General features: G+C 73.2%; 11 protein-coding genes, 2 tRNA genes and 1 pseudogene. 7 read left to right on the forward strand and 7 right to left on the reverse strand.

Annotated elements, in window-relative coordinates; translation table 11 throughout:
* Positions 1-331, forward strand: a pseudogene (locus tag ACUJ8O_RS07500) (hypothetical protein); the annotation flags it as partial.
* A gap of 45 nt (positions 332-376) precedes the next feature.
* On the opposite strand, the gene ACUJ8O_RS07505 reads toward ACUJ8O_RS07500, so the two are convergent.
* On the reverse strand, positions 377-1,528 hold the full coding sequence (locus tag ACUJ8O_RS07505; protein WP_256369580.1) for an MFS transporter: 1,152 nt from the start codon (positions 1,526-1,528) through the stop codon (positions 377-379).
* A gap of 141 nt (positions 1,529-1,669) precedes the next feature.
* On the opposite strand from ACUJ8O_RS07505, the gene ACUJ8O_RS07510 reads away from it, so the two are divergent.
* Positions 1,670-3,145, forward strand: a complete 1,476-nt coding sequence (locus ACUJ8O_RS07510; protein WP_078025443.1) for a phosphomannomutase/phosphoglucomutase — start codon at positions 1,670-1,672, stop codon at positions 3,143-3,145.
* Positions 3,146-3,155: 10 nt separating this feature from the next.
* On the opposite strand, the gene ACUJ8O_RS07515 is transcribed toward ACUJ8O_RS07510, so the two are convergent.
* On the reverse strand, positions 3,156-5,351 hold the full coding sequence (locus ACUJ8O_RS07515) for a RecQ family ATP-dependent DNA helicase (RefSeq protein ID WP_069941743.1): 2,196 nt from the start codon (positions 5,349-5,351) through the stop codon (positions 3,156-3,158).
* A 71-nt stretch (positions 5,352-5,422) separates the two neighbouring features.
* Here ACUJ8O_RS07515 and ACUJ8O_RS07520 point away from each other — a divergent pair, with 71 nt between their 5' ends.
* Together ACUJ8O_RS07520 and ACUJ8O_RS07525 are read left to right on the forward strand one after the other, a co-directional pair.
* Entirely contained in the window at positions 5,423-5,896 is a 474-nt protein-coding gene (locus ACUJ8O_RS07520; RefSeq protein ID WP_078025445.1) for an RrF2 family transcriptional regulator, read from the forward strand.
* Positions 5,897-5,940: 44 nt separating this feature from the next.
* Positions 5,941-7,131 carry a globin domain-containing protein gene (locus tag ACUJ8O_RS07525; RefSeq protein WP_069941745.1) on the forward strand — a complete coding sequence of 397 codons (1,191 nt, stop codon included), beginning with the start codon at positions 5,941-5,943 and terminating at the stop codon, positions 7,129-7,131.
* A 68-nt stretch (positions 7,132-7,199) separates the two neighbouring features.
* On the opposite strand, the gene ACUJ8O_RS07530 is transcribed toward ACUJ8O_RS07525, so the two are convergent.
* On the reverse strand, positions 7,200-9,044 hold the full coding sequence (locus tag ACUJ8O_RS07530; protein WP_445373283.1) for a phosphoenolpyruvate carboxykinase (GTP): 1,845 nt from the start codon (positions 9,042-9,044) through the stop codon (positions 7,200-7,202).
* Between the two features lie 244 nt (positions 9,045-9,288).
* Here ACUJ8O_RS07530 and ACUJ8O_RS07535 point away from each other — a divergent pair.
* A tRNA-Arg gene (locus ACUJ8O_RS07535) sits at positions 9,289-9,362 on the forward strand.
* A 79-nt stretch (positions 9,363-9,441) separates the two neighbouring features.
* Here the strand turns inward: ACUJ8O_RS07535 and ACUJ8O_RS07540 are convergent.
* The 3 genes from ACUJ8O_RS07540 to upp all read right to left on the reverse strand — a co-directional run bounded on the left by ACUJ8O_RS07540 (position 9,442) and on the right by upp (position 11,935).
* Positions 9,442-9,966 carry a SixA phosphatase family protein gene (locus tag ACUJ8O_RS07540; protein WP_002854135.1) on the reverse strand — a complete coding sequence of 175 codons (525 nt, stop codon included), beginning with the start codon at positions 9,964-9,966 and terminating at the stop codon, positions 9,442-9,444.
* 70 nt (positions 9,967-10,036) lie between these two features.
* The gene (locus ACUJ8O_RS07545; protein ID WP_036316068.1) at positions 10,037-10,825 is read right to left on the reverse strand and encodes a winged helix-turn-helix domain-containing protein; all 789 of its coding nucleotides are present in this window, start codon (positions 10,823-10,825) and stop codon (positions 10,037-10,039) included.
* Between the two features lie 474 nt (positions 10,826-11,299).
* On the reverse strand, positions 11,300-11,935 hold the full coding sequence (gene upp, locus ACUJ8O_RS07550) for a uracil phosphoribosyltransferase (RefSeq protein WP_010079486.1): 636 nt from the start codon (positions 11,933-11,935) through the stop codon (positions 11,300-11,302).
* Between the two features lie 83 nt (positions 11,936-12,018).
* Here upp and ACUJ8O_RS07555 point away from each other — a divergent pair, with 83 nt between their 5' ends.
* A complete protein-coding gene (locus tag ACUJ8O_RS07555) occupies positions 12,019-12,525 on the forward strand; it encodes a nucleoside deaminase (RefSeq protein WP_078025449.1) in 507 nt (168 codons plus the stop codon).
* Positions 12,526-12,599: 74 nt separating this feature from the next.
* Positions 12,600-12,690 (forward strand) — tRNA-Ser (locus ACUJ8O_RS07560).
* A 66-nt stretch (positions 12,691-12,756) separates the two neighbouring features.
* Here ACUJ8O_RS07560 and ACUJ8O_RS07565 read toward each other — a convergent pair.
* Positions 12,757-13,845 (reverse strand): alpha/beta hydrolase, encoded by a 1,089-nt coding sequence (locus ACUJ8O_RS07565; protein WP_078025450.1) that lies wholly within the window; start codon positions 13,843-13,845, stop codon positions 12,757-12,759.
* Positions 13,846-13,856: the final 11 nt, after the last annotated feature.

Raw genomic sequence — 13,856 nt, forward strand, 5'->3', positions numbered from 1 at the left:
CTCCGGCAACGGCGGCAGGGACATCCCGGAGGACGTCGCCCGACTCACCGACTTCCAGTACCGCACCTACCGCTACATGTACGACTCGGCGCTCGCGGGCAACCGCGCCCCGCTGGTCTTCGGCAACCACTTCAACGACTGGGGTCTCAACGCGTTCAACCCGGCCGTGGAGAAGGTCATGCGGGAGGTCTGCGTCGAGGAGGACACCTACTGCGTGACCTACCAGCAGATGATCGCGTGGCTCGAGCTGCAGGACCCGGAGGTCCTCGCCGCCTGGCGCGACCAGGCCCGGTCCGCCACCGGCACGGATGCCGAGGCCCTCGGCTGGTGACCCGCGGGTCGACCCACTGACACCCGCCCCGACGACGGCCGCGGCTCAGCGCGCCGGGGCCGTCCCGCGTCCGCGCAGCACGACGACGGCGCTCGCCAGGGCGGTCAGCACCAGGGCCAGGACCATCAGCACCGTCCCCGGCCACCCGTGGGACTCGTGGAACACGCCGCCCAGCCAGCCGAAGAGGCTCGAGCCGGCGTAGTACGCGAAGTTGTACAGGGAGGTCGACTGGGCGCGGCCCGTGGGGGCGGCCGTCCCGGACCACGCGGAGGCCACGGCGTGGGCGGCGAAGAACGCGCCCGTCACGAGCACGAGGGCGGGCACCAGCACCGCCGGATGCGGGACCGACGTGAGGGCGACGCCCGCCGCCATGGCCGCCGTCGCGCCGGCCAGGACGGGCAGCCGGCCCACCCGCGCGGCCAGCCGGCCCGCGCGCGGCGACGACCACGTGCCCGCGAGATAGGCGAGGAAGACGAGGCCGGCCGCCGTCGGCGTCCAGGAGAACGGCGGGCCGAGCAGGCGGTACCCCACGAAGTTGTACAGCGCCACGAACCCGCCCATCAGCAGCGCCCCCTGCAGGTAGACGGCGACGAGCTCCGGCGAGCGCAGGTGGCCGCGCACGATGCGCACGAGCGTCGCCGGGGAGGTGGGCGACGGCGTGAAACGCCGGGCGCGCGGCGTGATCGCCAGGAAGCCGACCGTGCACAGCACCCCGACCACGGTGACGGCCAGCATCCCGCCGCGCCACGAGGACGCCTCCGCGACGGGCAGAGCCAGGAGCCGGCCGGAGAGACCGCCGAGGGTGGTGCCGGCGATGTAGGTGCCGGCGGCCGCCGCGACCGCGTGCGGGGCCACCTCCTCCGCCAGCAGCGCCACGGCGAGTCCCGCGACGCCCCCATGCGCCATGCCCTCGAGCAGGCGCAGGCGGAGCATGGCCTCGAACGTGGGCGCGAGGACGCCCGCGAGCGCGCACGCGCTGGCGGAGACCATCGAGACCACCATGGCGCGTCGGCGGCCCCACCGGTCCCCGGCCACGGACCACGGCACCACCGACAGGGCGAGGCCGAGCGTGCTGGCGGAGACGAGCAGGGCGGCGCGGTCCGCGGGGACGCCCAGGTCGTCGCTGACCAGCGGCAGCAGACCCTGCGGGGAGTAGAGCTGGGCGAACGTGGCCACCCCGGCCAGGAACAGCCCGATCAGCAGCCTGCGATACGCGGCCTCCCCGGGGGCGGCCGGTGCGGGTCCCGACGGCGGAACGGCCGGGGGCCCCGCGGGCGGGGGCGGAGTGGTCGGGGGCACGCCATCACTGTATCCAGGCTGTCCACTACGATCGGTCGGGTGACTACCTCGACCCCCTCCCTCGACCTGCACGATTCCTTCAAGGCGTACGACGTCCGCGGCATCGTGGGCGAGTCCATCACGGCGGAGAGCGTCCGCGCGGTGGGCGCGGCCTTCGTGGACGTGCTGGGCCTGGCCGGTCAGACCGTGCTGGTCGGCGGGGACATGCGCCCCTCCTCGCCCGCGTTCATGACGGCCTTCGCCGAGGGCGCCACGCGCCGCGGCGCCGACGTCGTCACCCTGGGGCTGATCTCCACGGACATGCTCTACTACGCGGCGGGCGTGAAGCAGGCCGCGGGCGTGGTGTTCACCGCCTCGCACAACCCGGCCGAGTACAACGGCATGAAGATGGCCCAGGCCGGCGCCGTGCCGGTCTCCTCGGACACCGGGCTGTTCGAGATCCGCGACGCGGCCCAGGCCTACCTCGACGCCGGTGAGATCCCCGCCGCCGAGACCGCCGGCACCGTGACGGAGGAGGACATCCTCCCCGGCTACGCCGCGTACCTGCGCTCGCTCGTGGACCTGACGGGGGTGCGCCGCCTGAAGGTCGTGGTGGACGCGGGCAACGGCATGGCGGGCAAGACCACCCCGGCCGTCCTCGGCGACGCCGAGCTGGCCGCCCTGCCGCTGGAGATCGAGCCGCTCTACTTCGAGCTGGACGGCACCTTCCCGAACCACCCGGCCAATCCGCTGGAGCCGGAGAACCTCCGGGACCTGCAGGCCGCCGTCGTGGAGCACGGCGCAGACATCGGCCTGGCCTTCGACGGCGACGCCGACCGCTGCTTCGTGATCGACGAGCAGGGCGCCCCGGTCTCCCCCTCCGCGATCACCGCCCTCGTGGCCCGCCGCGAGATCGCCCGCGCGAAGGCCGACGGCGAGCAGACCCCCGTGGTCATCCACAACCTGATCACCTCCCGCGCCGTCCCCGAGCTCGTGGCGGCCGACGGGGGCCGGGCCGTGGAGACCCGCGTGGGCCACTCCTTCATCAAGGCGGTCATGGCCGCCGAGTCCGCCGTGTTCGGCGGCGAACACTCCGCGCACTACTACTTCCGCGACTTCTTCAACGCGGACACCGGCATGCTCGCGGCCATGCACGTGCTGGCGGCCCTGGGCGGCCAGGAGCAGCCGCTGTCCGAGCTGGCCGAGGAGTACGAGCCGTACGTGGCCTCCGGAGAGATCAACTCGCAGGTCGCGGACAAGGACGCCGCCGTGGCCGCGGTGGTGGCGCAGTTCGCCCCCGCCGTGGGCGAGGGCGTCGGCGAGGGCCAGGCCGTGCACGAGGACTTCGCCGGGGTGGCCACCACGGTGACCCGCATGGACGGCACCACGGTCGCCGCCCAGGACGGCACGTGGTGGTTCAACCTCCGCCCGTCCAACACGGAGCCGTTCCTGCGCTACAACGGCGAGGCCCGCACGGCCGCCACCATGGAGGCGCTCCGCGACGCCGTGCTGGCGATCGTCCGCGCGGAGCGCTGACCTCGGCGGCTCATCCGGCCTGGGCCAGGACGAGCGGCAGCACCCCCTGGGCGCCGGCCTCGCGCAGCACCCGCGCAGCCTCGGCGAGCGACCACCGCGAGTCGACGAGGTCGTCGACCAGCAGCACGGGGCCGTGGCGGCCGGCGTCCGGGGCGGTGCGCAGCATCTGCGCCATCGCCTCGGGGACGGCGAACCGGCCGTACACGGACCCGAGCCGGTAGGCGCTGTTGCCGCCCGGCCCGGCCGTGGGGCCGCCGCGCGCGTGGTCGAGCGAGCCGAGGAACGGCAGCCGGCCGATCCGGGCGATCCCCTCGGCGAACGACCCCACCAGCTGCGGGCGGGTGCGCGAGGGCATCGCGACGACGGCGATCGGCCGCGTCCGCCACCCCCAGCCGGCCAGGACGTCGACGGCGCCCCGCAGGACCTCGTCCGGCACCGGGGCGTCCTCCCGGTCCAGCAGGTCCCGCAGGACGGTGCCCCACCCGAGGTCCGTCAGGCGGGCGAGCGCGCGACCCTCCTCGGCCTGTGACTCGGGCGCGATCCGCCCCTTGACGGGCACGCCCAGCCGGTCCATGCCCGAGGGCCACATGCGACGGGGCTCGATCGGCACGCCGGTGCGGCGCAGGGCGGCCTCCGCGCGCTCCCGCGCCGCCCCGTCCGATCCCGTCGGGTACCAGGGGCCGGCGCAGACGTCACAGCGGCCGCACGGCGCGGCGGTGGGGTCGTCCAGGGTGCGGGCCAGGAACTCCATGCGGCACCGGTCCGTGGTCTGGTAGTCGAGCATGAGCCGCTCCTCGGCCCGGCGGGCCTCGGCCACGCGGGCGTACCGCTCGGCGTCGTACGTCCATTCCCGCCCGGTGGCACGCCAGCCGCCGCCCACCCGCTCGACCGCCCCGTCCACGGCGAGGACCTTGAGCAGCAGCTCCAGGGAGGTGCGCTTGATCCGCACGGCCGGCTCGAGCGCCGCCACGGAGAGGGCCCCGCCGTGGTCCGCGAGCGCCCCCAGCACGGCGCGCGCCTGCTCCTCGTCCGGCATGGAGGCGGTGGCGAAGTACTCCCAGATGCGACGGTCCTCGGGCCCGGGCAGCAGGAGCACGTCCGCGTGGTCCGTCCCGCGGCCGGCGCGGCCGACCTGCTGGTAGTACGCCACGGGCGAGCCCGGCGCACCGAAGTGCACCACGAACGTCAGGTCCGGCTTGTCGAAGCCCATGCCGAGCGCCGAGGTGGCCACGACGGCCTTCACCCGGTTGGCCTTGAGGTCCTCCTCGATCTCGGCGCGCCGCTCCGGGTCCGTGCGGCCCGTGTAGGCGACCACCTCGTGCCCCGCCTCGCGCAGGGCGCGCGCCGTGTCCTCGGCGGCGGAGACCGTGAGGGCGTAGACGATCCCGGAGCCCGGCAGGTCCGCGAGGTGGTCGAGGAGCCAGGCCAGGCGCGCGGCCGGGCTGGGCATGCGCAGCACGCCCAGGCGCAGCGAGGCGCGGGCCAGGGGGCCGCGGAGCACGAACACGTCCTGCTCGGAGGCGACGCCGAGCTGCTCCACCACATCCGCCACCACACGGGCGTTGGCCGTGGCGGTGGTGGCCAGCACGGGCACCGCGCGCGGCCCCTCGGCGGGAAGCAGCCCGATCAGGTCCCGGATGCGGCGGTAGTCCGGCCGGAAGTCGTGGCCCCAGTCGGAGATGCAGTGGGCCTCGTCCACCACGAGCAGACCCATGCGCGCCACGAGGTCCGGCAGCTGCTCGTCCCGGAACCGGGGGTTCGTGAGGCGCTCGGGGGAGATCAGCAGCACGTCCACCTCGTCCGCCGCGAGCCGGGCCCGGACCTCGTCCCACTCCGTGGCGTTCGCCGAGCTCACGGACACCGCGCGCACGCCCGCCCGGGCGGCGGCCGCGACCTGGTCCCGCATGAGCGCGAGCAGCGGGGAGACGATCAGCGTGGGCCCCGCGCCGCGGGCACGCAGCAGGAGGGAGGCCACGAAGTACACGGCGGACTTGCCCCAGCCGGTGCGCTGCACCACCAGGGCGCGGCGGCGGTGGGCCACGAGCGCCTCGATCGCCTCGAACTGCCCGTCCTTGAATCGCGCGTCCGGCCGGTCCACGAGCCGACGCAGGACGGCCAGGGCCTCCTCGTGCAGCGCGGCGTCGCCCCCCGGCGCGGAGGTCTCGGGGAGGCGGGGGCCGGCGTCGGGGTGCGAGGTGGCGTCCATGGCGTCAGTATGCCAACCGGCCCGGACACCGCAGGCGCGGCGGCGCCGTGCACCGGTGGGATGATGGCGGGATGAAGCTGAGCGCCTACACCGACGTCTGCCTGCGTGTGCTGATGACGCTCGCGGCCGCCGAGGGCGAACGGCTCACCAGCCAGCAGATCGCGGACCGGATCCAGGTGCCCTACAACCACGTGATCAAGGCGGTCGCCGAGCTGCGCCGCCGCGGGACCATCCAGGTGGCCCGCGGCCGGCTGGGCGGCGCCCGGATCACGGAGGCGGGGCTGGACCAGCGCGTCGGAGAGCTCGTGCGCGACCTGAGCCCCCGCGCAGAGGTCCTGGACTGCGCCGGCCACGAGACGGGCGTCCCGTGCCCGTTCGCGGCGGACTGCCGCCTGCGGGAGGCCCTCGCGCGCGCCCGGGAGGCGTTCATGGCCGAGCTCGACCTCCTGACGGTCCGTGACCTCGTGCGTCCGGGCCGAGCGGGCGCCACGGGGCCGGTCTCCCTGGGCCTGCCCGCGATGGGATCCCACGCGGCCACGGTGTAATCTTGCATCGGCAATGCACATATAAGGCTCCCGAGGAGACCCCCGTGCTGTCCGAGAAGTCCCGCCCCGTCATCGAGGCCACCGCCGCCGTCGTCGCCGAGCACATGCCGGAGATCACGCCCCTGTTCTACGCCCACATGTTCGAGGCCCACCCCGAGCTCCTCGACGGCGTCTTCTCCCGCGCCAACCAGCGCAACGGCGAGCAGGCCCAGGCCCTCGCCGGCTCCATCGTGAGGTTCGCGGTGCACCTGCTCGAGAACCCGGGCACCCTGCCCGAGGCCGTCCTGTCCCGCATCGCCCACAAGCACACCGCCCTCGGCATCGTCGAGGAGCAGTACCCGATCGTCTACGAGAACCTCTTCTGGGCCATCGGCGAGGTGCTCGGCGACGCCGTCACGCCCGCGGTGGCCGACGCCTGGACCGAGGTCTACTGGCTCATGGCCGACGCCCTCATCAAGATCGAGAAGGGCCTCTACGCCCAGCAGGCCAACGACAGGATGTGGACGGACTGGAGGGTCGTCGCGAAGGAGCCCACCGGCAACGCGGCCGTCACCTTCCGCTTCGAGCCGGCCGACGACACCCCGCAGTCCCGCGGCAGGGCCGGTGGCTACGTGTCCGTGCGCCTGAAGGTCGAGGACGGCCTGCGCCAGTGCCGCCAGTACTCCCTCTCCGAGAAGGCCGAGTCCACCACCGAACGTGTCATCACCGTGAAGCTGGACGAGGGCGGCGAGGTCTCGCCCATGCTCATCCAGAACGTGGAGGTCGGCGACGTCATCGAGCTGTCCAACCCCTACGGCGACATCACCCTCGAGGACGAGGACTCCACCGCTCCCCTGGTCCTGGCGACCGCCGGCATCGGCATCACCCCGGCCGCCGCGATCCTGGACGCGCTCGCCCAGCAGGGCTCGGACCGCCAGGTCCTCTTCTTCCACGGCGACGCGTCCTGGGAGGCGGTGGCCCTGCGCGAACAGGTGACGGAGTCCCTGGCGGCGCTGCCGCACGGCGACGCCCGCCTCTTCCTCGGGGTGCGACCCGAGCAGGACCCCGAGGGCGTCACGACCGTCGAGGGTGTGATGCACTTCGACGACGTCGAACTGCCCCGCGACGGGCACTACATCCTGTGCGGCCCGCTCGCGTTCATGCAGTCCACCCGCTCGAAGCTGATCGACGCCGGCGTGCCCGCGACGTCCATCCGCTACGAGATCTTCGGCCCGGACCTCTGGCTCGCCGCCTGATCCGGCCCCGGAACGCGGAACGGCCCGCACCCCTCACGGGGTGCGGGCCGTTCCGCGTGCGGCGGGGCTCAGGCCTGCGCGAAGCGCTGCTTCTGCGCCTCGAAGCGGTCGCGGATGGCCTGCGGCAGGGACTCGCCGAACCGGCCGAGCCACTCCTCGATGAGCTCGTTCTCCTCGGCCCACTCCGCGGCGTCGACCTTGAGGGCGTCCTCGAGGTCCTCAGCCGACACCTCGAGGCCGGACAGGTCGAGCGAGCCCGCGGCCGGCACGAGGCCGATCGGGGTCTCCTCGGCCTCGGCCTTGCCCTCGAGGCGCTCCACGACCCACTTCAGGACGCGGGAGTTCTCGCCGAAGCCGGGCCAGGCGAAGCCGCCGTCGCGGTTGCGGCGGAACCAGTTGACCAGGTAGATGCGCGGCAGCTTCTCCGGGTCGGCCTTGCCGGACTCCCTGACCCAGTGGGCCAGGTAGTCGCCGGCGTCGTAGCCGAGGAACGGCAGCATGGCCATCGGGTCGCGGCGCACGACGCCCACGGCGCCGGCGGCGGCCGCGGTGGTCTCCGAGGAGAGGGTGGCGCCCTTGAGGATGCCGTCCTCCCAGTCGAAGGCCTCGGTCACCAGCGGCACGGTGGTCTTGCGGCGGCCGCCGAACAGGATGGCGTCCAGCTTCACGCCCCGCGGGTCGCGGTACTCGTCGGCCAGCATGTCCGTCTGCTCGATGGGCGTGCAGAACCGGGAGTTCGGATGGGCGGCCGGGGTGCCGAACTCGGGCGTCCAGTCGTTGCCGCGCCAGTCGGTGAGGTGCTCGGGGACCTCGTCCGTCATGCCCTCCCACCACACGCCGCCGTCGTCGGTGAGGGCGACGTTGGTGAAGATGGAGTTGCCCTTGGAGATCGCGCGCATGGCGTTCGGGTTGGTGGACCAGCCGGTGCCGGGGGCGACGCCGAAGTAGCCGGTCTCCGGGTTGATCACGCGGAACTCGCCGTCCTTGCCGGCGCGGATCCAGGTGATGTCGTCGCCCAGGGTCTCGGCCTTCCAGCCCTCGATCGTGGGGTCGATGAGGGCGAGGTTGGTCTTGCCGCAGGCCGACGGGAAGGCGCCGGTGATGTGGTAGGACCGGCCCTCGGGGTTGGTCAGCTTGAGGATCAGCATGTGCTCGGCGAGCCAGCCCTCGTCCCGGGCCATCACGGAGGCGATGCGCAGCGCGTAGCACTTCTTGCCGAGCAGGGCATTGCCGCCGTAGCCGGAGCCGAAGGACCAGATGGAGCGCTCCTCGGGGAAGTGCACGATCCACTTGGTCTCGTTGCACGGCCACGGCACGTCCTGCTCGCCCGGCTCCAGCGGGGCGCCCACGGAGTGCACGGCCGGCACGTAGAAGGCCTGCTCGCGGGACATCTTGTCCAGCACGTCCTGGCCGATGCGGGCCATGATGCGCATCGACAGGACCACGTAGGCGGAGTCGGTGATCTCCACGCCGTACTTCGGGTCCTCGGCGTCGAGGTGGCCCATCACGAACGGGATCACGTACATGGTGCGGCCGCGCATGGCGCCGGTGAACGCGTCGTCGAGGATGCCGTGCATCTTCGCCGGGTCCATCCAGTTGTTGGTGAAGCCGGCGTCCTCCTCCTTCTCGGAGCAGATGAAGGTGCGGTCCTCCACGCGTGCGACGTCGGCGGGATCGGAGAACGCGGCGAAGGAGTTGGGGAACTTGTCCTCGGCCAGGCGGGTCAGGGTGCCCGCCGCCACGAGCTCGTCCGCGAGGCGGTCGCGCTCCTCCTCGGAGCCGTCGACCCACTGGACGGAGTCCGGCTGCGTCAGCTCTGCAATCTGAGCGACCCACTCGCGCAGCTGGGCGTAGTCCGTGGGCGCGTCCGCCAGGGCGCGATCCGCGAACGAGGTGGTGGCGTTGTCAGCCATGGTGGAGAGTCCTCCCATTGGGGTCCGGGGCCGTTCCGTCCCGTCCACTCCGATGCGTGCACCGCCGAAGCGCGCACCACATCGTTGTGGCCGCACGGTCCTGCCATGGTACCCGAGCCCGGCTATCATGGCCGCGCCCCCGCCACACCCCCGACACAGACCGCCGCAGACCGTCGATTTGCACTTCGCCGGAGAGGTCCTGTAGTGTTCTACGAGTTCGAGCCGCTCCGGCGGATCGGATGATGCGCCCATAGCTCAGCTGGATAGAGCGTCTGTCTACGGAACAGAAGGTCAGGGGTTCGAATCCCTTTGGGCGCACGATCGGAAGGCCCCGCTCCTGCTGGAGCGGGGCCTTCGTCATGTCGGCGCGCCTCTGCCACGCGCGCCGCCGCGGAGGTCAGCGCCCCGGAACCACGAAGTGCGTCAGGGCGGCGTCGCGGCCGTCGAGCTCGGCCCACGGCTTCTCCACCCGGAACACCTGCATCCCGAGCGTCGGGTAGTGCTCGCTCATGCGCAGCGCCGCGTCCTGGTCCGAGTCCAGGCTCATCAGCCGCATGCCCAGCTCCTGCACCCACGGCATGTGGCCCACCACCAGCAGCCGTCGCGTGGTCTCCTCCGTCTCGTTGACGACGGCCAGGGCCCGCGCCGCGTCGGCGCCGTAGAGCCGCGGGTCCAGGTAGGGCGTGGGTGCCAGCTCGCCCAGGCGCTCGCACACCCACACGCACGTCTGACGGGTGCGCAGCGCATCGGAGCACACGACGGCGTCCGGGACGAGGTCGTGCTCGCGGAGCCAGTCGCCGGCGGCGGGCGCCTGGGCGTGGCCTCGCTCGGCGAGCGGGCGGGCATGGTCGTCGGCCGCGTCGGGCCAGCCGGCCTTGGCGTGCCGGAGGACGATCAGGGTCTTCGCGTCGGCGGTGCTCATGCGGCCAGGCTACGGCGACGGCCCCCGCTCGGGTGAGCGGGGGCCGTCGTCGGACACGGGCGGGCGCGGGTCAGATGCTGTACTCCGGCGCCGCCCACACGACCACCTCGGGGTGGCGGTAGAAGCGGTAGCCCTGGCCGCGCACGGTGCGCACGGTGTTCGCGAGGCGGCCGAGCTTGGCGCGCAGGCGGCGGATGTGCACGTCGATGGTGCGCTCGTTGGGCACCTCGTCGGCGTTGCGCCACAGGGCGTCGAGCAGCTCCTCGCGGCCGACGGTGCGCTCGCCGTTCTCCACGAGGTAGTTCAGGAGCTCGAACTCCTTGAAGGTGAGGTTCAGCGACTCACCGTCCAGCTGCACCTCGCGCCGGGACAGATCGATCAGCACACCGGGCTGGCGCGTGGACACGGGGGCCGGCGCCTGCGCCAGGTCGGGACGGGTGCCGCCCTGCACGGTCGGGTCGCCGAGCACCTGGCGCACGACCTCGATGTCGCGGCCCTCCGCGCCGGCGGGGGCCAGGGCGACGGCGGCGTGCGACTCCGCCCCGGGGACGAGGGACTCCACGTAGTGGCGCAGCTCATTGGCCAGCCGCGTGAGGGAGGTGCCGGCGGCCGAGGCGGCCAGCTCGTCCATGCCCACGTAGATGACGAACCCACGGGCCTCGTTCTCCCGGGCCACCGCCTGGGGACCCGGGATGCCGTTCGGCGCCAGGACCGGCGTCGGCGCCGTCTGGGAGTCGGGGGCGTCGGTGCCACCGGCCAGGCGCAGGCCTGCGCGGGCCTGGCCTCGGCGGGACATGCCGTCGGCCCGACGCTGCGCGTTGCGGACGGAGATGTGCACGTATCCGGCGGACTGACCCATGGCCACCACTCCTCTTTCGGCTCATGGCCCCTCCACCGCTCGGTCGGTGCGGCGGACGAGGCGTCACATGACAAGAATGTGACTTCACCGAGGGGACTGGCAAGTAACGTTCGCGCTTTTGTCTCACTATTTGAGAGAAAGAGTTCTGAATGTGCTCAACATCACTATTCGCGGATCGGAATAGCGTCGCGCGGCCGGTCGGCTCGCCCGCGCGACTCTTTCATTGTTCAACAGGGCAGGGCGCGGCGCAGGACGAGCGAGTATGCGGAATATTTATGCAGGCGACTTCCAGGTTTTCCATGTGACGCCATGATGACGGGTCACAGCAGGTCGTGACGTCCACTAGATGGACGACACATTCACGGCCCCGCTTGACGCCTCCGCCGGAGACGCTCCCGTGAGACGACCACGGCCCCCGCCGGGTGGGGGCGGGGGCCGTGGTCGTCTCGTGGCGGACGCGGAGGTCCGTTCAGGTCATTCCGCCAGACCGTAGAGCCGGTCGCCGGCGTCGCCGAGGCCGGGGACGATGTAGGACCGCTCGTCCAGGCGCTCGTCGACGGCGGCCAGGTACAGGTCCACCTCGACGTCGCCCAGCGAGGCCTCCAGCCGCTCGATGCCCTCGGGCGCCCCGAGCAGGCAGAGGCACGTGACCCGCGCCGCGCCGCGCTGGTAGAGGAAGCGGATGGCCTCGATCAGCGTGCCTCCCGTGGCCAGCATGGGGTCCAGGACGAACACGTGACGCCCGGACAGGTCGGCCGGCAGCCGCTCCGCGTAGGTGACGATGTCCAGCGTCTCCTCATTGCGGGCCATGCCGAGGAACCCGACCTCGGCGGACGGCGCCATCTTGGTCATCCCCTCCAGCATCCCGAGCCCCGCGCGCAGGATCGGCACGACCAGCGGACGCGGCCGGGCCAGCCGGAAGCCGGTGGTCTCGGTCACCGGGGTCTCGATCCGCACCTCCTCCATGGCCACGTCGCGCGTCGCCTCGTAGGCGAGCAGCATCACGAGCTCCTCCGTGAGCTGCCGGAAGATCATGGACGGGGTCTTCTTGTCCCGCAGGACGCTGAGCTTGTGGGCCACGAGCGGGTGGTCGACGATGTGGACGCGCATGGCGCCCACGGTACCGTCCACGCGCGCCCCTGCGCCCGTCCCCCGCGCCCGCGGGGCGCCTGCACCGCCGCTAGGCTGGCCGCGTGTCCGCCCCCGTCCCCTCCCCCACGCCCACGGCCGAGCAGGAGCACGCGTGGATGGGCCTGGCCCTCCGGGCCGCCCGCGCGGCCGGAGCGGCCGGCGACGTGCCGATCGGCGCCGCGCTCGTGGCCGGTGACGGGACCGTCCTGGCCGTCGTCGGGAACGAGCGCGAGCAGCACCACGACCCCACCGCCCACGCCGAGGTCCTCGCGCTGCGCCGCGGAGCGGAGCTGCGGGCCGCCGCCGGGGCGGGCGACGGCTGGCGCCTGACGGACTGCACCCTCGTGGTGACCCTCGAGCCCTGCCCCATGTGCGCCGGTGCGCTGCTGCTGGCCCGCATCCCGCGCGTCGTATTCGGGGCGTGGGACCCGAAGGCGGGCGCGTGCGGCTCGGTGCTGGACGTGGTCCGCGACCCCCGCTTCAACCACCAGGTGCAGGTCCGCGCCGGCGTCCGTTCCGAGGAGAGCGCGGCGCTGCTGCGGGGGTTCTTCGCCGCCCAGCGCGACTGAACGCGCTCGCGCCCGACGACGGCGGGCGGCCGGTTTGGGCGCGCCGCCACGGCTCGGGTAGGGTGTCCTGGTCTGGTGACGTGTCCGAGCGGCCGAAGGTGCAGCACTCGAAATGCTGTGTACGGTAACCCCGTACCGTGGGTTCAAATCCCACCGTCACCGCCAGATGTGAAGCCCGGGAGCCTCGTGCTCCCGGGCTTTCTCCATGCCGGGGCGGGTCCGGCCGTCGGCTCAGCGCGGCAGGACGGCGTCCAGGAACGAGGCCACCGCCGACCACGAGATGGTGGCGTGCACGGCGCTGGCCGGCACACCGTTGCGGAGCACCTCCGCGCTGCGGGTCTTCGCGGTCATCATGCCCAGGTCGTGGCTGCCCTCGGCCACCGAGTAGAACGCGGTGCGCAGTCCGGCGGTCTCCGCGGCCCGGTACAGCTCGAGGCTCTGCCCCCACGGGACCGTGACGTCCTTGCGCCCGTGGACGACCAGCAGGGGCGGCGAGTCCGGGCGCACGTGCGCGATCGGGGAGGCCAGCCGGGTCAGGCCGCCCGAGGCCAGGACCGGCACCCCCAGCATGTCCGACTTGGTGCTGCGGTCGTCGAGGTGGCAGTGCTTCAGCCGGTTCGCGCGGTTGTAGTCCGCGCACGCGCCCGGGAGCATCTGGCGGTTCATCGTCAGGAAGTCCGTGGGGCCGAAGAAGTCCACGATCGCCTGGACGCGGTCCTCCTCCGGGATCGCGTGGCCGCCGTCGGGCACCTCCCGGCCGGGCAGCGGCACCTGCTCGCGGTCCAGGTCCTGTCCGCCCGTGAGGCCGGCCATGAGGGCGTTCCAACCGCCCGACGACGAGCCGGCCACGGCCACCCGCCCCGCGTCCAGCTGCAGGCCCGGGGCGTTGCGCCGCACCCAGCGGACCGCCGCCGTCGCGTCCTCCACCTGGGCGGGGAACGTGCCCTGCTTGGAGCTGCGCACCGAGAACGCGGCGACGGCGTAGCCGTGCGGGACCAGGCCGCGGGCGACGTCGACACCGTCGCTGTAGCCGCGATCGCTGCGCCAGCCGGAGCCCGCGTTCCACACGAGGACCGGGAACGGGCCCTGGCCCGGCGGCCGGTACACGTCGATGCGTCCGGCGCGCCCGGGCAGGGTCGCGTACGTGTGCCCGGTGGAGCTGCGCATGCCGTACAGGGCCGTCGCGTTGGCGCCCAGCGGCCCGGCGGGCGCGCCGGCCAGGTCGGTGACGACGGCCACCCCGCCCACCGCGAGGGCGCCGACCCCGAGGCCGAGCGCGGCGCGGCGGGACACCCGCGGGGACCGTGCGGTCGACGTCATGGGCCCCCTTC

Source organism: Micrococcus sp. EWR3.9.1 (assembly GCF_052615555.1).

Bases quoted from the DNA above. Each gene is read 5' to 3' on its own strand.
- ACUJ8O_RS07515 (WP_069941743.1), bottom strand. From the start codon at position 5,351: ATGGACGCCACCTCGCACCCCGACGCCGGCCCCCGCCTCCCCGAGACC.
- ACUJ8O_RS07520 (WP_078025445.1), top strand. From the start codon at position 5,423: ATGAAGCTGAGCGCCTACACCGACGTCTGCCTGCGTGTGCTGATGACG.
- ACUJ8O_RS07530 (WP_445373283.1), bottom strand. From the start codon at position 9,044: ATGGCTGACAACGCCACCACCTCGTTCGCGGATCGCGCCCTGGCGGAC.
- ACUJ8O_RS07540 (WP_002854135.1), bottom strand. From the start codon at position 9,966: ATGAGCACCGCCGACGCGAAGACCCTGATCGTCCTCCGGCACGCCAAG.
- ACUJ8O_RS07545 (WP_036316068.1), bottom strand. From the start codon at position 10,825: ATGGGTCAGTCCGCCGGATACGTGCACATCTCCGTCCGCAACGCGCAG.
- upp (WP_010079486.1), bottom strand. From the start codon at position 11,935: ATGCGCGTCCACATCGTCGACCACCCGCTCGTGGCCCACAAGCTCAGC.
- ACUJ8O_RS07565 (WP_078025450.1), bottom strand. From the start codon at position 13,845: ATGACGTCGACCGCACGGTCCCCGCGGGTGTCCCGCCGCGCCGCGCTC.